The following is a 20,349-nucleotide window of genomic DNA, read 5'->3' as shown; positions in this document are numbered from 1 at the left end:
CATCGCCTACTCATCGTTTAAGCCAAACGAACTCGGTGACGGCGCTGCCCGCTTCTTGGGCTTTCGTCTCGTACTTGGTGGTCGGGCGGACAGTCGAGATGGGCAGCGGGGTTTCGGGCTCCGCCCGGCGCAACCGGGACTCGCCCGCGCCGACTTCGGCGATGTGCTCGGCGTAGCCGGCGTGGTCCGTCGCAACGTGGAGGACACCACCAGGGAGTAGCCGGTCGGCTATCAAGCCAACCGTGCCCGGCTGCAGGAACCGGCGCTTGTGGTGCCGCGCCTTGGGCCACGGATCGGGGAAGAAGACGCGGACCCCGGTCAGCGAAGCCGGGGCGATGAGCCGCTGCAGCACGTCGAGCGCGTTGCCGCGGACCAATCGGATGTTGGCCACCGCGTCGCGGTCGATCGCGCACAGCAACTGCGCCAGCCCCCGCCGGTAGATCTCGACCGCGATCACATCGACGTCGGGCTCGTCCTTGGCCATCGCCAGCGTCGATGTGCCGCTGCCACAACCGATTTCGAGCACCAGCGGCGCCTGGCGCCCGAACCACGAGCGGGTGTCCAGCGGCGGCTCGTCGCCGACGGTCCCGTCGGCGGGGGCGCCCACCGACAGGCCGAGGTCGGGCCAGCGCCGCTCCCACGTCTGGCGCTGCGCGTCGGACAGCGCGGATCGTCGCGACCGAAACGCCGTCGCGGGCAGGTAGCGCTGGTCGGGGCGGGCCGATTCCCCGATCGGCGTGTCGGCAGACATCGCCACCCCGCGCTGCGCATGCATTTGTCCATGGTGGCCTATAAACCTCGGATGTAGCCGCCCCTGGTCCGGATTGATACCCAACAGTTGCCTTGAACTGGTAACTGATTAACGGTGGCTCGCTTCTTGGCGACGTGAATGCCACCATTCGGTGGGACCGACGGGGCGATCGGGTCATTCGGACCGAACAGGCGGGGTATGAGGGGACAAGGACACCAGATTTTCGTCGACGAGCTGACGCGGTTTGCCGACGGCGTCGTCGATCCGCGCGTGACGGCGATCGCCAGGCGAACCGCCGCACCCCTGCGCGTCGTGGTTCGCGGCCGCCGGGGGGTCGGCCGCCGCACGGTGGCCCGCGCGCTGGACCGCGCGGGAACCGCGTCGGGGATCGCGGCCGACCTCCAGCTGAGCGCGTCGGCGCCCGATCCCGGCGCGGACGCGGTGGTCTACGTGGTCGCCGAGGTGGTCAAGCCCGAGGACGCCCACGCCATCGCGGCCGCCGCGCAGCCGGTGGTGGCGGTGCTGAACAAGGCCGACCTGTCGGGCCGGCGCGGCGACGGGCCGATCGCGGCGGCCCGGGCGCGGTGCGCCGATCTGTCGGCGCTGATCGGCGCTCCCATGGAACCGATGATCGGCCTGCTCGCGGTCGCGCTCGACGAACTCGACAAAGCCGACGACCACGCGCTGTGGGCGGCGCTGCACACGCTCGCCACGCACCCCGGTGCCGCGGCGTGCCTCGACGGCTCGTTCGCCGGGTTCCTGGCGGCGGACGGCCCGGTGCCGACCGGCGTGCGTCAGCGCCTGCTGGACACCCTCGACCTGTTCGGCACCGCGCTGGCCGTCGCCGCGATCCGCCAGGGCAGAACCCCGGCGCAGGTGCGCGCCCTGCTGCGCCGGATGAGCGGCGTCGACGCCGTCCTGGCCAAGGTCGGCGCGCTGGGCGCCGAGGTGCGCTACCAGCGGGTGCTCGGGGCCGTCGCGGAATTGGAGGCGCTGGCCGCCGGTGGCGGCCTACTCGGCGAGCGGATCGGCGGGTTCCTGTCCCGCGACGACACGGTGGTCGCCCGGATGGCGGCCGCGGTGGATCTGGCCGAGGCGGCCGGGCTGGACCCGGGCGGCCCCGGGCCGGCCGGCGTGGACCGCGACCCGTCCGCGCACCTGCCGCGCGCGGTGCGGTGGCAGCGCTACAGCCGCGCCTCGGCCAGCGAACTGCACCGCGCCTGCGGCGCGGACATCGCCCGCGGATCGCTGCGGCTGTGGTCGCAGGCCTGCGCGTCACTGCCGGGGGAATCCTGGTGAGCGGCGGCGATCCCATCGCCCAGGTGGACGCGCTGGTGGCCGCGGTCGCGCCGGACCTGGATCCGCCGGCCGTGCACCGCTGCGACGTGGTCCTGGTGACCGGCCCGTGGATGGCCGGGGTCAGCGCGGTGGCCACGGCGCTGCAAGGCCGCCTGCCGCAGCACAAGTTCGTGGAGTCGACGGACCTGGGACCCGGCGAGGTGCCGATGGCGGTGGTGTTCGTCGTGTCCGCGGCGGCCCACCTGACTGCCTCCGACTGCGCGCTGCTGGACGCCGCGACCGAGCACACCGACGCGGTGGTGGGGGTGGTGTCCAAGATCGACGTGCACCGGGGTTGGCGTGAGGTGGTCGACGCCAATCGCGAAGCGCTGGCCGCACATTCGCCGCGCTACGGCCGGGCGCCGTGGGTGGGCGCGGCCGCCCTGCCCGATGCCGGTGAGCCGGACGTCGACGCCCTGGTCGCCGCCGTTTCGGCGCAACTCGACGACCCCGACCTCGCCCGGCGAAACAGGTTGCGGGCGTGGGAATCTCGCCTACAGACGGTCAAACGGCGGTTCGACCGCGACGTCGAGGGATCCGGTCGTCGCGCGCGGGTCGAGGCGCTGCGCGAGGAACGCAGCACGGCGTTGCAGCGGCGGCGTCAGGCGAAGAGCGAACGCACCATCACCCTGCGGGGTCAGATCCAGCAGGCTCGGGTGCAGTTGTCGCACTCCGCGCGCAACCAATGCGCGACGGCGCGCACCGAGCTGCAGGAACACGCGGCCGGGTTGTCGCGGCGCGACATGTCCGGGTTCGAGGCGCACACCCGCGCCCGCCTCGACGAGGTGGTGGCCGAGGTCAGCGACGGCACGGACACGCAGCTGTCCGACGTCGCGCAGGCGGTGGGTGTGCCGGTGGACCTGCCGGCCCTCGAGAAGATGCCGGAGGTCGACGTCTCGGCGCCGCCGCTGAAGTCGCGCCGGCAGGAAACCTGGCTGATGATCGTGCTGGGCGTCGGCTTCGGGCTGGGGGTGGCGCTCACGCTGAGCCGGCTGATGAGCGGCGTGGTCTCGCGGCTCAACCCCGCGCTGGCGGTCGTCGCGGCGGTGGTGTGCGTGGCGATCTCGGTGGCGCTCACCTTCCTGGTGATCAACATTCGCGCCCTGCTGCATGACCGGGCGCTGCTGGACCGCTGGGCGGGCGACGCGACGGCATCGCTGCGCTCGGTGGTCGAGGAACTGGTCGCGACCCGGGTGCTGGTCGCCGAGTCGGTGCTCAGCAAAGCCTTGCTCGCCCACGACGAGGCCGAGAACGCGCAGGCGTCCGCCGCCGTCGGCGTCATCGACACCGAACTGCGCGAGCACGCCCTGGCCGCCGCGCGGGCCGCGGCCGCGCGGGATCGGGAGATGCCCGCGGTCGCCGCCGCCCTGCGGGCGGTGCGTGCAGAACTCGGAGAACCGGGTATACAACCGGCTGAAAGTCCCGCCGAAACCGGCGACGGTGACGAAACCGAAAAACCCGCTTCGAGGAGCGAAGATGGCGACCCGTCGGGAGCTTCTGAATCGTTGTTGTGAGAAGGCTTATACCTGCCCGAGACTTCCCCGACAAGTTCCTCACGATAACCTGTAGTTAACGCCACCAAGTCCTTAATTATGTGGGCGACGGCATACCGAGCAACACAAGCCCGATACGCAACGGATCCAGGAGAGTTCGATGACCTCAGCGACCATTCCCGGTTTGGACACAGCACCCACGAAGCACCAGGGCCTGCTGTCATGGGTGCAGGAGGTTGCCGAGCTCACCCAGCCCGACCGGGTGGTGTTCGCTGACGGCTCCGACGAGGAGTTCAACCGGCTGGCCGCGCAACTGGTCGAGGCCGGCACGCTGAAGAAGCTGAACGAGAAGAAGCACCCCAACTCCTACCTGGCGCTGTCCGACCCGTCCGACGTGGCGCGCGTGGAGTCGCGGACATTCATCTGCACCGAGCAGGAGAGCGGCGCCGGCCCGACCAACAACTGGATGGACCCGTCCGAAATGCGGTCCATCATGACCGACCTGTACCGCGGCTGCATGCGCGGCCGCACCATGTGGGTGGTGCCGTTCTGCATGGGCCCGCTCGGCGCCGACGACCCGAAGCTGGGTGTGGAGATCACCGACTCCGAGTACGTCGTCATCTCGATGAAGGTGATGACCCGGATGGGCAAGGCCGCGCTGGAGAAGATGGGCGACGACGGGTTCTTCGTCAAGGCGCTGCACTCGGTGGGGGCTCCGCTGGAGGAGGGCCAAAAGGACGTTCCGTGGCCGTGCAACGACACCAAATACATCACCCACTTCCCGGAGACCCGCGAGATCATGAGCTACGGCTCGGGTTACGGCGGTAACGCGCTGCTGGGCAAGAAGTGCTACTCGCTGCGGATCGCCTCGGCCATGGCCCACGACGAGGGCTGGCTGGCCGAGCACATGCTGATCCTCAAGCTCATCTCCCCGGAGAACAAGGCGTACTACTTCGCCGCGGCGTTCCCGTCGGCCTGCGGCAAGACCAACCTGGCCATGCTGCAGCCGACCATTCCGGGCTGGCGCGCCGAGACGCTCGGCGACGACATCGCCTGGATGCGGTTCGGCAAGGACGGCCGGCTGTACGCGGTCAACCCCGAGTTCGGTTTCTTCGGCGTCGCGCCCGGCACCAACTGGAAGTCCAACCCCAACGCCATGCGCACCATCGAGGCCGGCAACACCGTCTTCACCAACGTCGCGCTCACCGACGACAACGACGTGTGGTGGGAGGGCCTCGAGGGCGACCCGCAGCACCTGATCGACTGGAAGGGCCGCGACTGGACGCCGGACTCCGACGAGAAGGCCGCCCACCCGAACTCGCGCTACTGCACGCCGATGTCGCAGTGCCCGATCCTCGCGCCGGAGTGGGACGACCCGCAGGGCGTGCCGATCTCGGGCATCCTGTTCGGCGCCCGCCGCAAGACCACGGTCCCGCTGGTGACGCAGGCCCGCGACTGGCAGCACGGCGTGTTCATGGGTGCGACCATGGGCAGCGAGCAGACCGCCGCCGCCGAGGGCAAGGTCGGCACCGTCCGCCGCGACCCGATGGCCATGCTGCCGTTCCTGGGCTACCACGTCGGTGACTACTTCCAGCACTGGCTCGACCTGGGCAAGAACGCCGACGAGTCGAAGATGCCGAAGGTGTTCTTCGTCAACTGGTTCCGTCGCGGCGACGACGGCGGCTTCCTGTGGCCGGGCTTCGGCGAGAACAGCCGCGTGCTCAAGTGGATCGTCGACCGCATCGAGCACAAGGCCGGCGGTCAGGACACCCCGATCGGCATCGTGCCGAAGGCCGAGGACCTCGACCTGGACGGGCTCGACGCCAGCAGCGACGAGGTCGCCCAGGCGCTGGCGGTCAACCCGGCCGAGTGGCGCGAGGAACTGCCGCTGATCGAGGAGTGGTTCGAGTTCGTCGGCGACAAGCTGCCGACCGGCGTCCGCGACGAGTTCGAGGCGCTCAAGCAGCGGCTGTCCGAAGCGGGCTGATCAGCCCGCCAGCCGCGAATTGGGGCTGGCTTTCTTCTGCGCGTACATCAGCTCGTCGGCGCGGGCGAGTAGTTCGCCCACGTTCGCGGTGTCGGAAACCGGCGCCCGCACGAAGCCGATGCTGGCCGAGAGACGGTAGGGCCGCTCACTCGTCTTGTTGAAATTCCCGAACGCGAGCGCGAGCCGCTCCTCGAGCGACGGGGTGTCGCCGTCGCTTTCGGTGATCATCACACAGAATTCGTCGCCGCCGATGCGGGCGAGGATGTCGGACTCGCGCCGGATGGTGCGCAGCACCCCGGCGACGTCTTTGATCAGTTTGTCGCCCATGTCGTGGCCCAGCTCGTCGTTGACCTTTTTGAGGCCGTCGACGTCGAGAAAGGCGAGCACGCAATTGTGGCCGAGGTGGTGTGACCCGCGCAGTTTCTGCTCGGCCAGCAGGTAGAAGCCGCGACGGTTGTTCAACCCGGTCAGCTCGTCGGTGACCGACAGCCGGCGGATCTCCTCGTTGGCGTCCTCCAGGGCGGCGGTGCGGTCGCGCACCCGCCGTTCCAGCTCGGAGTACACCCGCACGTTCTCCATCGCGATCGACGTCGAGTCCGCCAGGGCCTGCAGCAGGTGGACCTCCTGGTCGGCCGGCTGGTGCCGGCTGGCCCAGTAATTGCCGATCGCGCCGATCGGCTCGAGCTTGCGGATGGGCACCATCACCAGGCTCTTGACGAAGGTGGGGCGGTACAGGGCGTGCGGGATGCGCGGGTCGCCGTAGATGTCGGGGATCACCGCCGCGTCGCGGTTGAGCATCGCCCAGCCGCTGATGCAGGACCCGATGGGGAAACGGCTGCCCTTCCACAGCGGGGCGATCGCGTCCTCGTCGGCGTAATAGCAGCTGTCGTTGTCGCGGAGCACGAACGTCGCGCCGTCACAACCGGTGAGCTCGCGCGCCGAGGAGCGGACGATGCGCTGCAGGTCGGGCAGGGTGCGCGCCAGCGACAGCTCCTGAATGGCGTGCACGAGCCGCTCCATGCCGTCGACATAGTCGGAATCGGCGAACGAAGATGCGGCAGGCTCCGATTCTTGCTCGGCGGTCATGCGCACCTCCGTGCGGCAGTGGCGTATCCCGCCGCGCGTTGCTGACCAAGGTCGGGTTCCAGGGCCCACGGCGCTCTACTTGACTGCATTATGGCTGGCGCCGCGCGCCCCGCGCCGGGATTGACGCAGAAACTCGCCGGGTCCACCCACCACTTAACACCCGTCAAGTTTGGCGGCGGTACAGTCTGCGCATGCAGATCCGCCCGTATATCGGCGCCGACAAACCTGCTGTCATCCTGTACCCGTCCGGCACGGTCGTCACCTTCGATGACCTCGAGGCCCGCGCCAATCGCCTGGCGCACCGGTTCCGTCAGGCGGGCCTGCGCGAGGGTGACACGGTCGCCATCCTGATGGAGAACAACGAGCACATCCACGCGGTGATGTGGGCTGCTCGCCGCAGCGGTTTGTACTACGTGCCCATCAACACCCATCTGACCGCGGCGGAGGCCGCCTACATCGTCGACAACAGCGCCGCCAAGGCGATCATCGGCTCGGCCGCGCTGCGCGAAACCTGCGCCGGCCTCGCCGAGCAGCTGCCGCGCGGGCTACCGGAACTGTTGCTGATCGCCGCCGAGAAGCAAGACGAGGGCCTGCCGGGCTGGGAGCGCTACCCGGAATGCGTTGCCGGCCAACCGGATACCCCGATCGACGACGAAATCGAGGGTGACCTGCTGCAGTACTCGTCCGGAACCACTGGCCGGCCCAAGGGCATCAAGCGCGAATTGCCGCACGTTCCCCCGGCCGACGCCCCCGGCATGATGTCGGCGCTGGTCGGCTTCTGGATGACGCCCGATTCGGTCTACCTGAGCCCCGCGCCGCTGTACCACACGGCGCCGTCGGTGTGGTCGATGAGCGCGCAGGCCGGCGGCATCACCACGGTGGTGATGGAGAAGTTCGACGCGGAGGGCTGCCTGGATGCCATCCAGCGGCACCGGGTCACCCACGGACAGTTCGTGCCGGCGATGTTCACCCGGATGCTGAAACTGCCTGATGCGGTGCGTCATTCGTACGACCTGAGCAGCCTGCAGCGGGTGATGCACGCCGCGGCGCCGTGCCCGGTGGAGATCAAGAAGCAGATGATCGACTGGTGGGGTCCGATCATCGACGAGTACTACGCCTCCTCCGAGGCACACGGGTCGACGCTGATCACCGCCGAAGATTGGCTGGCGCATCCGGGTTCGGTCGGCAAGCCCATGGGCGGCGCCGTGCACATCCTGGACGAGAACGGCGACGAGCTCCCGCCCGGCCAGGCCGGCGAGATCTACTTCGAGGGCGGGTATTCGTTCGAATACCTCAACGACCCAACGAAAACCGCGTCATCGCGCTCCAAGCACGGCTGGGCCACCGTCGGCGACATCGGCTACGTCGACGACGAGGGCTACCTGTACCTGACCGACCGGCGCCACCACATGATCATCTCCGGCGGGGTCAACATCTACCCACAAGAAGCCGAGAACCTTCTGGTCACCCACCCCAAGGTGATGGACGCGGCGGTGTTCGGCGTTCCCGACGACGAGATGGGCCAGCGCGTCACCGCGGTCGTGCAGACCGTCGACCCCGCGGACGCCACCGACGCGTTCGGCGATGAGCTGCTGGCCTGGCTGCGGGATCGCCTGGCGCACTACAAATGTCCGCGATCGATCGCCTTCGAAGCGCAGCTGCCGCGCACCGACACCGGCAAGCTCTACAAGAATGGGCTGATCGAGAAGTACTCGGTGTGACCGATGCTCCGGGTGGTCGACCTGTCGAGCGCGCCGGAGGACGGTCCGGCGTCGCCGCCCGGCGTGATCATCGCCGTCGGCTCGGCCGACGACATCGCTAGGGCCGGAACCTGGCTTGACGCAGCGACTTTCACGCTGACCGAGGACGCCTGCGCCGACCGCCGGGTCATCACCGTCGATTCCGTGTCCGACGCGCTGGTCGAGCTGACCGATCGCTGTCGACGTTGGCCGCACGCCGGCGGGATCTGTGACGACGTATTGCGCGCGGTGGATCCCGAGGGGCCGACGCTGGCCGGGGTGGTGGCCGAGTCGCTGGGGTATTCAACGCTGCAGTCCGGCCCGGAGTTCGCGCGGTGGCTACAGGAGCGCGGCCGGGTCCGCATGCCCGACATCGCCGACCCGGTACTGGCGGACCGTGACGGCGACATCCTGCGCATCGCCTTCAACCGGCCGCAGCGCCACAACGCGTTCTCCACCGACGCCCGCGCGGCGCTGTTGGAGGCGCTGTCCGTCGCGCAGCTGGATCCCTCGGTCACCGGCATCGTGTTGAGCGGCAACGGCCCATCGTTTTGCAGCGGTGGAGATCTCGCCGAATTCGGCACCTTCGCCGACCCGGCGAGTGCCCACCTCGCCCGCACCCGGCACAGCCCCGCCCTCGCGCTCGACGCGCTGACCGCGCGACTCGGCCGCGCGTGCCGCGCCGAGGTGCACGGCCGGGTGATGGGCAGCGGACTGGAGATGGCCGCGTTTTGCGGGTGGGTCACCGCCCGCGGCGACGCGGTGTTCGGGCTACCCGAATTGGCGCTCGGCCTGATCCCCGGCGCCGGCGGCACCGTCAGCGTCACCCGGCGGATAGGCCGGTGGCGCACGGCGTATCTCGTGCTGTCCGGCCACACCGTGGACGCCGAGACCGCGTTGGCCTGGGGGTTGGTGGACGAGGCCTAGCGACCGCGCCGCGGCACGCTCGACGTGGCCCGGGTCGGCGTCAGAAGCCCGAATACGTGGTCGTCGTCGTCGAGGGCAGATGGGAGACGACAAGCACCCCGGCGACGACGTAGATCAGCACGAAGATCACCGCCGCGACGACGCCCACGATGGCGCCGATGATGGCCCACTTCTTGGCGTTGTTGGCCGCCTCGTGCGCCTCGGCGTAGCGGCCCTGCGCCCACAGCCCGGAGACCTTGTTGGAGTACACAATCGAGACGATCCCCAGCGGCAGGCAGCACAGCACCGTGCACAGGATCGCCCAGACCAGATAGTTCTCGGGTTCCGGCTGGCCCTGCCAGCCCGGCTGGGCCGCGGGCCATCCCGCGGGCGGCTGACCCGGCCACGCCGGCGGCGGCTGCGGCGGATACCCCGGCGGCGGCTGACCTTGCCAGTCCGGCGGCGGTTGGCCTTGCCATTCCGGTTGTTGCCCTTGCCATTCCGGTTGTTGCCCGGGCCATTCAGGCGAACCGCCGGGCGGCGCGGGAGGATAACTCATGGCGGCTGCCTTTCCCTTTGGTTCGGAAGTCAGGCAAATATACTCCCAAACGCCGTTCTGCCGCCGCGCGATTGACAAGCCCGCGTCAGATCCCGCCGCGGGTCACCAGTTGCCGGGCGATCACATTGCGCTGGATCTCGTTGGTGCCTTCACCGACGATCATCAACGGCGCGTCCCGAAAGTAGCGTTCGACGTCGTACTCGGTGGAATAGCCGTAGCCGCCGTGGATTCGCACCGCGTTCAGCGCGATCTCCATCGCCACCTCGGAGGCGAACAGCTTGGCCATCCCGGCTTCCATGTCACAGCGTTCACCGCTGTCGTAGCGCTCGGCGGCGTAGCGGGTGAGCTGGCGGGCGGCGGTGAGTTTGGTCGCCATGTCGGCCAGGTAATTGCCCACCGACTGGTGCTGCCAGATCGGCTGCCCGAAGCTCTCCCGCTGCTGGGCGTAGGCCAGCGCATCCTCGAGCGCGGCGGTGGCCACGCCCAGGGCGCGCGCCGCCACCTGGATGCGGCCCGTCTCGAGTCCCTTCATCATCTGTGAAAAGCCCTCGCCCGCAACGCCACCCAGTATCGCCGTTTCCGGCACCCGGTAATTGTCGAAGGACAGCTCGCAGGACTCCACGCCCTTGTAGCCCAGCTTGGGCAGGTCCCGCGACACCGTCAGCCCCGGCCCGTGCTCGACGAGCACGATCGAGATGCCCGTGTGGCGCGGCTTGGCGTTCGGGTCGGTCTTGCACAACAGGGCGATCAGCCCGGAGCGGCGGGCGTTGCTGATCCAGGTCTTGGACCCGTTGATCACCAGGCCGCCCGCGTCGTCGCTCAGGGCGGTGGTCGCCATGTTCTGCAGGTCCGAGCCGCCGCCGGGCTCGGTCAATGCCATGGTGGCGCGCACCTCGCCGCCGGCCATCGGCGGCAGGTAGGTCCGTTTCTGCTCCTCGGTGCCGAACAGCGTCAGCAGCTTGGCGACCACGGTGTGCCCGCCCATCGCGCCGGCCAGGCTCATCCAGCCCCGCGCCAGTTCCTCGGTGACCCGGACGTAGCAGGGCATGGACACCGGCGAGCCGCCGTACTCCTCGGGCACGGCAAGCCCGTAGATGCCGATCCGCTTCATCTGCTCGATCCACGCCTCGGGATAGGTATTGGCGTGTTCGGTCTCGCGCACGCTCGGCTTGACCTCGCGGTCGATGAACGCCCGCACCGTCGCGACCAGCATGTCCTCTTCGTCGTTCACCTATGAGCACCTCGTCGATTCGCGCCGAACGTCGACTTGCTGGGGAAAATCGGCACCAGCAGGTCGACGTTGGGGCCTGATCCGGATTGACCCTCGATTCCACAGCCTGCCAGCATGTGGCGTTGTGACTAGTGACGGGTATGCGCGGATTCGCGAGGGTGGGCCGTACTTCGACGACCTCTCGGTGGGGCAGGTGTTCGACTGGGCGCCGTCGATGACGCTGTCGTCCGGCCTGGCGGGCGCGCACCAGGCGATCGTGGGCGACCGGCTGCGCCTGGCGCTCGACGCCGATCTGTGTGGGGCGGTGACGGGGCTGCCCGCCCCGCTGGCCCACCCGGGGTTGGTGTGTGACGTGGCGATCGGCCAGTCGACGCTGGTGACCCAGCGGGTCAAGGCCAACCTGTTCTATCGCGGCCTGGTGTTTCACCGGTTCCCCGTCATCGGCGATTCCCTCTACACCCGCACCGAAGTGGTTGGGCTGCGGGCCAATTCACCCAAGCCGGGCCGGGCCCCGACGGGCTTGGTGGCGCTGCGGATGATCACGATCGACCAGGCCGACCAGTTGGTACTCGACTTCTACCGTTGCGGGATGCTGCCCGCCGGACCGGATTTCGATGCCGACAACGCACCGCACGACGATCTGTCCACCATCGGCGCCGACGTGCCCGGCCCGGCCCACGATCCCACCGCGCAATGGGACGGTGAGGTTTTCCGCACCAAGGTGCCCGGGCCGCACTTCGATCCCGCTCTGGCGGGATCGGTGCTGCACAGCACCGCCGACGTCGTCACCAATGCCCCCGAGCTCGCCCGGCTCACCCTGAATAACGCTGCGACCCATCATGATTCGCGGGTCGGCGGGCGCCGGCTGGTGTACGGCGGACACACCATCGGGCTGGCGCTCGCGCAGGCCGGCAGGCTGCTGCCCAATCTGGTGACGGTGCTGGGCTGGGAGTCGTGCGATCACACAGGTCCCGTACACGAGGGCGACACCCTCTACAGCGAGCTGCACATCGAATCCGCCGAGCCGACCGAGCATGGGGGAGTGCTCGGGTTGCGGTCGCTGGTGTATGCCGCCGGTGACGCCGACGGCGGGCCGGACCGGCCGGTGCTGGACTGGCGGTTTCGCGCGCTGCAGTTCTAACGACGATGCGCGCCACGAGCACAATGGGGGGCGTGAGCTCGGCCGCAACCGCCTGGGGAAGCAGCGGGCTGGCCTACCTGACCGGCCCGCCCGACGGACCCGCCGACTTCTCCCGCGCCCGCGTGCTGTCCCGCGCGCACGAGGTGGCCGCGGCGATCGGCGGCCGCTGGGGCATCGACGTCGACGCGGCCGGGCTGCTGACCGGCCGGGCCGCCCTACGGGGCCTGACCCGCGCCGGCCGGGTGTCGCCCGGCGGCGCCACCCGCCTGCTCGCGGCGCGGGACGGCTGGTGCGCGCTCACCCTCTCCCGCGCCGACGACCTCGCCGCCGTCCCGGCGCTCCTGCAGGTCGACGACGCCGCGGTCGACCCGTGGCCGCAGCTGCGACGGTGGGCCGCCACCCGTGCGGTCCCCGACATCGTCGAGCGGGCGGCGCTGCTCGACATCCCGGCGGCGGGCCTGGGTGAGGCGACGGCCGCGCCGTCGCACACACGCCGCATCGGACCGCCGGCGCCACCGCGCGCGCCGCGGGGGCTGCTGGTGGCCGATCTGTCCTCGATGTGGGCGGGACCGCTGTGCGGTCGGCTGCTGGCCCACGCCGGGGCGACGGTCGTCAAGGTCGAAAGCCCTCGCCGCCCGGACGGCACCCGCGCCGGGGACCGAACCTTCTTCGACTGGATGAACCACAAAAAGCTCTGCTATGGCATCGATTTCGACAGCCAGACCGACGAATTACGCGAGCTCCTCACGGTCAGCGACGTCGTCATCGAGGGCTCCCGCCCGGCCGGGCTGGCGCGCCGGGGCCTCGGGCCCGACGACGTCGCGCCACGACCGGGCCGAATCTGGTTGCAGATCACCGCCTATGACGGGCGCCGGCCGGGATTCGGGGACGACGCCGCCGTCGGTGGCGGCCTGGTCGGGACCAGCGCCGAGGGGCCGGTGTTCTGCGGCGACGCCATCGCCGACCCGCTGACCGGCCTGCAGGCGGCGCTGGCGGTGGCCGAATCCCTGGCGCGCGGCGGCGGCGAATTGATCCGCCTCTCCATGGCGGCCGTCGCCGCGACCTACGCGGCGCTGCCCACGGGGCCCTCGGAGTCGCCCGCGCCGGTGTCACCGCCGCTAATGCCGCCGGCGGCGCCTCCCGCGTCCGGGCTGGGCGCCGACAACGCGGCGGTGCGCCACCTCGTCGGCCAAAGACGTTGCCTGTCATGCTGATTCGTCAGGCGACCCTGCTGGATGGGACCGTGACCGACATCCGCGTTGGCGCGCAGATCGAGGAGATGGCGCCCTCGGGCGAGGGCCTGACGCCGCGGGCCGGCGAGGGCGTGCTGTACGCGGGCGGCGGAACCGTGCTGCCCGGGCTGCACGACCACCACGTGCACCTGCGCTCGGCGGCCTCGGCGCTCGATTCGTTTTTCGTCGGACCGCCCGGGGTCAGCACCGAAGCCGAGCTCACCCAGTTGCTGGCGAACGCCACGCCCGGGCCCGACGGGTGGATTCGCGCCGTCGGCTACCACGATTCGGTCGCCGGGGAACTCGACCGGACCGCTCTGGACGCGATGGTCCGCAGCGTGCCCGTGCGCATCCAGCACCGCAGCGGCGCGCTGTGGATCCTCAACTCCGAGGCGCTGGGCCGGATCGGCCTGGCCGAACACCCCGACGGGCGACTGCGCAGCGCCGACGACGGCTGGTCGCAGGCCCTGGACCGACGCGAAACCGACCTCGCCGAACTCAGCCGCCGCATCACGGCGACCGGCGTCACCGGGGTCACCGACGCCACCCCCGACCTCGACGCCGACGACAGGGCCTCGCTGGCGGCGGCGCACGGCCGCGGCGAGTTCCGGCCACGGGTCAGCTTCCTGTCCCCGGGCAAGAAAATCCTGCACGACGACCGCCTCGACCTCGACGGTCTCACGGAATGGATTGCCGGGCAGCACAACACGGGCCAACCGGTCGCCGTGCACTGCGTGACCGCGGCCCAGCTGGTGGTGACCATCGCCGCCCTGCGCGCGGCCGGCGGCCACCCGCAGGACCGCATCGAACACGCCGCGGTGGTGCCCGACGACAACGTGGCCGACCTCGCCGAGCTCGGGGTCACCGTGGTCACCCAGCCCAACTTCGTCGCCGAGCGCGGCGATCAGTACCTCGCCGAGGTTCCCGCCGCCGAGCACGATCAGCTGTGGCGCGTCGCGGCGCTGCGCGACGCGGGGGTGCCGGTCGCGCTGTCCACCGACATGCCGTTCGGCCACGGCGACCCGTGGACGGCGATGCGCGCCGCGGTGCACCGCACCACACCGAGCGGTGCCGTTCTGGGCGCCGACGAATGTGTCTCGCCGTCAACGGCTTTGACGATGTTTCTGGGGTGCGCGGATCGACCGGACCGGGTGCGCGCGGTGCGCACCGGGCAGCCGGGCGACCTGTGCGTGCTCAGCGAGCCACCGGCGACGGCGCTGGCCGAGCTGGACGCCGGCATGGTGGCCGCCACCGTCATCGGCGGCGAGCTGGTGTACTTCGCGATGTGACCCGGCGGTCAGGACGCCGGGGCGAGCGCGGCGCGCAGGATGTCGCATTGGCTGCCGAAGAACTGTTGTGACACTTGAAGTTTCGGCGCGATCAGGTCGAACCCGTGGAAGGCGCCGGGAACGATTTCGACCTGGCACGGCACCCCGGCGGCTTTCAGCCGTTCGGCGTAGGCCAAGTCTTCGTCGTGGAACAGGTCATGGGTGCCCACACCGATCCATGCCGGGGGCAGCCCGCTCAGGTCGTCGCGCCGGGCGGGCACCGCGACCTGCGGGTCCGCGCCGCCCAGGTATGCGGCCCAACCGAATCGGTTGCTGCGGTTGTCCCAGAGCCGGTAGTTCGCGCTGGGCTCGGTCGCCGAACTGCGGTCGTCGAGCATGGGATAGGTCAGCAGCTGAAACGAGGGGCTCACCTCGGCGCGGTCGCGGGCCAGCAGGGCCAGGGCCGCGGCGAGGCCACCGCCGGCGCTGGCACCCCCGATGGCCACCCGGTACCGGTCCACCGACGGCAGCCCGGCGAGCCAGGTCAGCGCCGCGTAGCAGTCTTCCAGCGGTGCGGGGTACGGATGTTCGGGCGCCAGGCGGTATTCCACCGACGCCACGGTGATGCCCAGCCGCCTGCTGAACCCGCTGCACAACCGGTCGTCCTGCTGGGCGGTGCCGATCACGTATCCGCCGCCGTGAATCCACAGCAGCGCGGGCGTCGGCTCGCTGACACCGGCGGGCCGGAACAGCCGGACGCCGGCCCCGGACTCGAGGGTGATCACCTCGACGTCGCGGACGGGCTTGCCCAGCCGCGCCCGCCAGTCCATCGCCGCCCGCATGATGGGCAGGGTGCGTGGGCCGACGAGCCGCCGGGGAGCGAAGCGGGCGAGTTTTTGCAGGTCAGGATGAACAGCGTCGTTCGTCACCGATCCAGTATCACCGACGGGGAAAATGAAGGGACCGCTATCGGTGTTCTGCCGTTCATGACACGAGGAGGCCGCGTGCCCGCAAACGTCCCCCACCTCGCCACGCGATTGGTCGACACGACGCTCGGGATGCTTCGGGTCCAGGTGAGTGGCGGAACCGGTCCCGCGGTCCTCATGTGGCCGAGCCTGCTGATGACGGGCGACCTGTGGGCCGGGCAGGCCGCCCGGTTCGGCGACAGCCATCGCCTGGTGCTCGTCGACCCGCCCGGCCACGGCAGCAGCGCGCCGCTGAGCGGGCCCTTCAGCTTCGCCGACTGCGCGCGCTGCGTCGTCGACCTGCTGGACGGGCTCGGCATCGACCGCGCCCACTTCGTGGGCAACTCCTGGGGCGGGATGATCGGCGGCACCTTCGCCGCGCTGCACCCCGAACGGCTCGACCGCGCCGTGCTGATGAATTGCACCGCCTCCAAAGCCGGTGTCGCACAAAAGATTCAGTACGCCGCCATGCTGTGGCTGGCGAGACTGCTCGGCGGCATCCGGCCGCCGCTGACCCGGTCGGGCATCCGCGCCTTCCTGGGCCCGACCACGCTGCGCACCCGCCCGGACGTGGTCGAGGCCGTGCGGACGAACGTGGCTGCGGTGAACGCCGATTCGGTGCGCTGGGCGGTGCGCAGCGTGGTCTCGGCCCGGCCCGATCAGCACGCCCTGCTGGCGCGCGTCACGGCGCCGGTGCTGGTGGTCGCCGGCGCGGAAGACGCCACCTTCCCGGTGGCCGAAACCCGGGCCATGGCCGAGTCGATCCCTACCGCGTCCTTCACCGTCCTGGACGGGGTCGCGCACCTCGCGGCGCTCGAGGACCCCGCCCGGGTGAACGCGCTGCTGGAGTCGTTTCTGTTCGGGTGACGCGGCGCCGCTATCGAACCGAAACACGCGTTGCCACGTAGCCCTAACGGGCCCGTGCAGGGCCCACAAGGCAGTGGATTAACCGAACCGCGATCGGGGTATCGGTGCAATGCTGGCGAACGTGCTTGCCGTCAGCTTGTGGGGTTTGTCGGCTCGTGTTCGCTACGTCCCGCCTGGGGCCGCGCGTCGCAGGCCGCCCGATCGGCCGCGACGCGAGGGGCGAGACATGCTGGGGCAGCTATACGATCGGGCACTCGGCGGGGAGCGATGTTGGATCCGCCATGACGACGGCGAACTGCGGCCGCTGCCGGCGCACCGCTGGTTGGGGGTGCGATGTCCCCCCGACGGCTCAGGCGGATCCGGTGACGCCGTCGACGAGGTTTTCGACGAGGCCGTCACCCAGATGTGCACCGGGCCGACCATCGAGCTGGGCTGCGGTCCGGGGCGGTTGGTGGCGAGACTGATCCAGCGGGGCATCCCCGCACTCGGTATCGACCGATCCGCGACCGCGATCCAGCTGGCGGGCCGGGGCGGTGCGCCGGCCCTGTTGGGTGACGTGTTCGAGGAGCTGCCCGGAACGGGCTTGTGGCAGACGGTGTTACTGGTCGACGGCAACGTCGGGCTCGGTGGAGACCCGCTGCGGATTCTCGCGCGCGCCTTCGAGTTGTTGGCCCGCGGCGGCCGTTGCATCGCCGAATTCGAAGCCGAGACCATCGGCATCCGGTCGCGCTGGGTCCGCCTCGAGTCGTCGTGCGAGGTCGGGCCCTGGTTTCGCTGGGCCACCGTCGGGGTGGACAGCGCCGCCGCGCTGGCCGCGCAGGTGGGGCTGACGCTGACCGGCGTCCGCCTGATCGGCGACCGGGTGATCGCCAGCCTGGCGGCGGTCTGAGCGTGTCGCGCGCAGCTAAATCAGGCGCACGTAGCGAACCGCCAAATGCGTTCCAAACAGGGTGAATAACCCCGTCAGCGACACCCCTGGGCAAAGCGTGAGCGCAACCATAGCCGGTTCTACGTAAACACCGGTTTCGGCGACCTGCCCGGGGGTACAGTTCCCGACATGACGGCGAACCGACCGGGTTTCACACCGTGGATGAAGTGGTTGCTGCGGGCCGGTCCCGCCGACTATGCGCTGGCGCTGAGCGTGGCCGGGGCGTCGCTGCCGGTTGTCGGCAAACACCTCGAGCCGCTGGCCGGCATCACCGCCATGGGCGTGTGGGGCGCGCGGCACGCACCCGAGGCGATCTCCGCGGCGAAAAAGGACTGGTTCACGCCGGGGATCAACGACGCGCGGCGCCGGGACCGTGAGAGCACGCGGCAGGTCTCCCTCGCGGCGTTGCGGGGGGTCGTGTCGGCGGCGGACCTCGAGATGGATTGGCCGGCGGCCGAACGGACACCGCCGATCTGGGACGGCCTGCGCCAGCGGCGCCACCTTTATCGCCGGGGCGTCCACTACGGGGACCACCCCGCACAGGTGCTCGACGTCTGGCGCCGCAAAGACCTGCCCGCGCAACCCGCGCCGGTCCTGATCTTCCTGCCGGGCGGCGCCTGGGTGCACGGCAGGTGCATGGGTCAGGGGTCCGCGCTGATGTCGCGGCTGGCCGAGCAGGGGTGGGTGTGCCTGGCGGTCGACTACCGCGTCGCGCCACACCACCGCTGGCCGCGCCACATCGTCGACGTCAAAACCGCCATCGCGTGGGCGCACGCCAACGTCGACAAGTTCGGCGGCGACCGCAATTTCGTTGCGATAGCGGGGTGTTCGGCCGGCGGCCACCTGTGCGCGCTGGCCGGGCTGACCCCCGACGACCCGGAGTACCGGGCGAAGCTGCCCGAGGGTGCGGACACGTCGGTGGACGCGGTCGTCGGAATCTATGGCCGGTACGACTGGGAGGACCGCTCCACGCCGGAGCGCGCCCGGTTCGTCGAATTCCTGGAACGGGTCGTGGTGAGAAAGTCGATCGCCCGTCATCCCGAAGTATTCCGGGCCGCCTCGCCGATCGCCCGAGTGCACCGTAATGCGCCGCCCTTCCTCGTGATTCACGGCAGCAAGGACAGCGTCATCCCGGTGGAGCAGGCGCGCAGCTTCGTCGAGCGGCTGCGGACGGTGTCGCATTCGACGGTGGGCTACCTGGAGTTGCCGGGCGCGGGCCACGGATACGACCTCATCGACGGCGAGCGCGCCGGCGCGGCGGCACACGTCGCCTCCCTGTTCCTCAACCAGGTTTATCGCACCAAGACACGGATCGGGGCAAAAGAGGTTATCTGAGCCGGCGCCGCTGAGTATGGTCCCTCTATGGGTAAGGGGCAGCGGTGAAGAGGCTTAGCGGCTGGGACTCGGTGCTGCTGTACAGCGAAACGCCGAACGTGCACATGCACACCATCAAAGCCGCCGTCATCGAACTGGACGTTGATCGGCGTTCCCTGGACGTCGACGCGTTCCGGCAAGTCATCGCCGGCCGGCTGAACAAGCTCGATCCGTTCTGCTACCAGCTCATCGAGGTCCCCCTCAACTTCCACCACCCGATGTGGCGGGAAAACTGCGAGGTCGACCTCGACTATCACATCCGTCCCTGGCGAGTGTCGCCGCCCGGGGGCCGCCGCGAGCTGGACGAAGCCATCGGGCAAATCGCCAGCACCCCGCTCGACCGCGGCCGCCCGCTCTGGGAGATGTACTTCGTGGAAGGGTTGGCCAACAACAGGATTGCGGTCGTCGGCAAAATTCACCACGCGCTCGCCGACGGCGTCGCATCCGCGAATTTGTTGGCCCGCGGCATGGACCTGCAGCCGTGCCCGGACGGCGGACCGTACATGTGCGACCCGCCCCCGACCACGCGGCAGCTCGTCGCCTCGGCGCTCGCCGACCACGTCCGCCACGTTGGGCGGCTGCCGCACACGATCCGCTACACCGCGCAGGGTTTGGGCCGGGTGCGCCGCAGCACACGCAAGTTCTCCCCGGAACTGACGCGGCCGTTCGAGCCGCCGCCGACGTTCATTAACCACAAGCTCACCCCGGAACGCCGGTTCGCCACCGCCACACTGGCCCTGGCCGACGTCAAGGAGACCGGCAAGCGGCTCGGGGCGACGATCAACGACATGGTGCTGGCCATGTCGACGGGCGCGTTGCGCACCCTGCTGTTGCGCTACGACGGCAAGGCCGAGCCGTTGTTGGCTTCGGTGCCAATGAGTTTCGACTTCTCGCCCGAGCGGATCTCCGGCAATCGTTTCACCGGCGTGCTGGTCGGCCTGCCGACCGATTCCGACGATCCGCTGGAGCGGGTGCGGTGCAGCCACGAGAACGCGATCGCCGCCAAGGAAAGCAACCAGCTGATGGGACCGGAGTTGGTCAGCCGGTGGGCGGCCTACATGCCGCCGGGCCCCACACAGGCCTTCTTCCGGTGGGCGTCCGGCCGCGATGGCCACAACAAGATCCTCAACCTGAACATCTCCAACGTCCCCGGGCCGCGCGAGCGCGGCCGCGTGGGCGGTGCGCTGGTCACCGAGATCTATTCGGTGGGCCCGTTGACCGCCGGCAGTGGGCTCAACATCACCGTGTGGAGCTATGTCGATCAGCTCAACATCTCGGTGCTCGCCGACGGGGCCACGTGCGAGGACCCGCACGAGGTCACCGACGCCATGGTCAACGATTTCATCGAAATACGCAGGGCCGCAGGGATTTCGGAGAAGCTCACCACAATCGAAGCCGCGATGGCGCCGGCCTGACCGGGTCGGCACGGTCGCTGACCGCGCGCGGGCGGTAACCCGAATCTCGCCGGGCCGTTAACGCCATTC

At 69.9% G+C, this 20,349-nt stretch carries 17 protein-coding genes; 12 read left to right on the top strand and 5 right to left on the bottom strand.

Going from position 1 to position 20,349, the window contains the following annotated elements; all coding sequences use genetic code 11:
• Positions 1-10: 10 nt before the first annotated feature.
• Complete coding sequence (gene trmB, locus K883_RS07475; protein ID WP_170320636.1) at positions 11-793, bottom strand: tRNA (guanosine(46)-N7)-methyltransferase TrmB; 783 nt, start codon at positions 791-793, stop codon at positions 11-13.
• A gap of 156 nt (positions 794-949) precedes the next feature.
• Between trmB and K883_RS07470 the strand changes: the two genes are divergently transcribed.
• The 3 genes from K883_RS07470 (at position 950) to K883_RS07460 (ending at position 5,569) form a co-directional block, all read left to right on the top strand.
• The gene (locus K883_RS07470; RefSeq protein ID WP_008261876.1) at positions 950-2,050 is read left to right on the top strand and encodes a hypothetical protein; all 1,101 of its coding nucleotides are present in this window, start codon (positions 950-952) and stop codon (positions 2,048-2,050) included.
• Complete coding sequence (locus tag K883_RS07465; RefSeq protein ID WP_014383464.1) at positions 2,047-3,603, top strand: hypothetical protein; 1,557 nt, start codon at positions 2,047-2,049, stop codon at positions 3,601-3,603. Before K883_RS07470 ends, K883_RS07465 begins: the two co-directional genes overlap by 4 nt.
• A gap of 139 nt (positions 3,604-3,742) precedes the next feature.
• Positions 3,743-5,569 (top strand): phosphoenolpyruvate carboxykinase (GTP), encoded by a 1,827-nt coding sequence (locus K883_RS07460; protein ID WP_008261874.1) that lies wholly within the window; start codon positions 3,743-3,745, stop codon positions 5,567-5,569.
• On the opposite strand, the gene K883_RS07455 is transcribed toward K883_RS07460, so the two are convergent.
• Positions 5,570-6,655: a GGDEF domain-containing protein gene (locus tag K883_RS07455; protein ID WP_008261873.1), complete on the bottom strand. Its 1,086-nt coding sequence runs from the start codon at positions 6,653-6,655 to the stop codon at positions 5,570-5,572. It abuts the gene before it with no gap.
• 191 nt (positions 6,656-6,846) lie between these two features.
• Between K883_RS07455 and fadD4 the strand changes: the two genes are divergently transcribed.
• The gene (gene fadD4 / locus K883_RS07450) at positions 6,847-8,376 is read left to right on the top strand and encodes a fatty-acid--CoA ligase FadD4 (protein ID WP_008261872.1); all 1,530 of its coding nucleotides are present in this window, start codon (positions 6,847-6,849) and stop codon (positions 8,374-8,376) included.
• 3 nt (positions 8,377-8,379) lie between these two features.
• Positions 8,380-9,321 (top strand): enoyl-CoA hydratase/isomerase family protein, encoded by a 942-nt coding sequence (locus K883_RS07445; protein WP_008261871.1) that lies wholly within the window; start codon positions 8,380-8,382, stop codon positions 9,319-9,321.
• A 40-nt stretch (positions 9,322-9,361) separates the two neighbouring features.
• On the opposite strand, the gene K883_RS07440 is transcribed toward K883_RS07445, so the two are convergent.
• A complete protein-coding gene (locus K883_RS07440; RefSeq protein WP_008261870.1) occupies positions 9,362-9,859 on the bottom strand; it encodes a CD225/dispanin family protein in 498 nt (165 codons plus the stop codon).
• An 85-nt stretch (positions 9,860-9,944) separates the two neighbouring features.
• A complete protein-coding gene (locus K883_RS07435; RefSeq protein ID WP_008261869.1) occupies positions 9,945-11,090 on the bottom strand; it encodes an acyl-CoA dehydrogenase family protein in 1,146 nt (381 codons plus the stop codon).
• Between the two features lie 124 nt (positions 11,091-11,214).
• Here K883_RS07435 and K883_RS07430 point away from each other — a divergent pair, with 124 nt between their 5' ends.
• Genes K883_RS07430 through K883_RS07420 form a run of 3 tightly spaced genes read left to right on the top strand, consistent with a single transcriptional unit; the run spans position 11,215 to position 14,752 of the window.
• The gene (locus tag K883_RS07430; protein WP_014712515.1) at positions 11,215-12,231 is read left to right on the top strand and encodes a MaoC family dehydratase; all 1,017 of its coding nucleotides are present in this window, start codon (positions 11,215-11,217) and stop codon (positions 12,229-12,231) included.
• Between the two features lie 23 nt (positions 12,232-12,254).
• Positions 12,255-13,445 carry a CoA transferase gene (locus K883_RS07425; RefSeq protein WP_008261867.1) on the top strand — a complete coding sequence of 397 codons (1,191 nt, stop codon included), beginning with the start codon at positions 12,255-12,257 and terminating at the stop codon, positions 13,443-13,445.
• On the top strand, positions 13,439-14,752 hold the full coding sequence (locus tag K883_RS07420) for an amidohydrolase family protein (RefSeq protein WP_008261866.1): 1,314 nt from the start codon (positions 13,439-13,441) through the stop codon (positions 14,750-14,752). Before K883_RS07425 ends, K883_RS07420 begins: the two co-directional genes overlap by 7 nt.
• 8 nt (positions 14,753-14,760) lie before the next feature.
• Here the strand turns inward: K883_RS07420 and K883_RS07415 are convergent, their stop codons facing one another.
• Complete coding sequence (locus K883_RS07415) at positions 14,761-15,660, bottom strand: alpha/beta hydrolase (RefSeq protein ID WP_008261865.1); 900 nt, start codon at positions 15,658-15,660, stop codon at positions 14,761-14,763.
• Between the two features lie 129 nt (positions 15,661-15,789).
• Here K883_RS07415 and K883_RS07410 point away from each other — a divergent pair, with 129 nt between their 5' ends.
• From K883_RS07410 to K883_RS07395, 4 genes are all read left to right on the top strand, one after another.
• Positions 15,790-16,563 carry an alpha/beta fold hydrolase gene (locus tag K883_RS07410; RefSeq protein ID WP_071196530.1) on the top strand — a complete coding sequence of 258 codons (774 nt, stop codon included), beginning with the start codon at positions 15,790-15,792 and terminating at the stop codon, positions 16,561-16,563.
• A 226-nt stretch (positions 16,564-16,789) separates the two neighbouring features.
• Positions 16,790-17,452: a class I SAM-dependent methyltransferase gene (locus tag K883_RS07405; RefSeq protein WP_008261863.1), complete on the top strand. Its 663-nt coding sequence runs from the start codon at positions 16,790-16,792 to the stop codon at positions 17,450-17,452.
• Between the two features lie 168 nt (positions 17,453-17,620).
• Positions 17,621-18,826: an alpha/beta hydrolase gene (locus K883_RS07400; protein WP_014385999.1), complete on the top strand. Its 1,206-nt coding sequence runs from the start codon at positions 17,621-17,623 to the stop codon at positions 18,824-18,826.
• 44 nt (positions 18,827-18,870) lie between these two features.
• On the top strand, positions 18,871-20,280 hold the full coding sequence (locus K883_RS07395) for a WS/DGAT/MGAT family O-acyltransferase (protein ID WP_008261856.1): 1,410 nt from the start codon (positions 18,871-18,873) through the stop codon (positions 20,278-20,280).
• Positions 20,281-20,349: the final 69 nt, after the last annotated feature.

The organism is Mycobacterium sp. TKK-01-0059, from assembly GCF_000709305.1.
Taxonomy (GTDB): domain Bacteria; phylum Actinomycetota; class Actinomycetes; order Mycobacteriales; family Mycobacteriaceae; genus Mycobacterium; species Mycobacterium intracellulare.
Note: the sequence above shows the minus strand (reverse complement) of the source record. Positions and strands in the feature narration are given on the sequence as shown.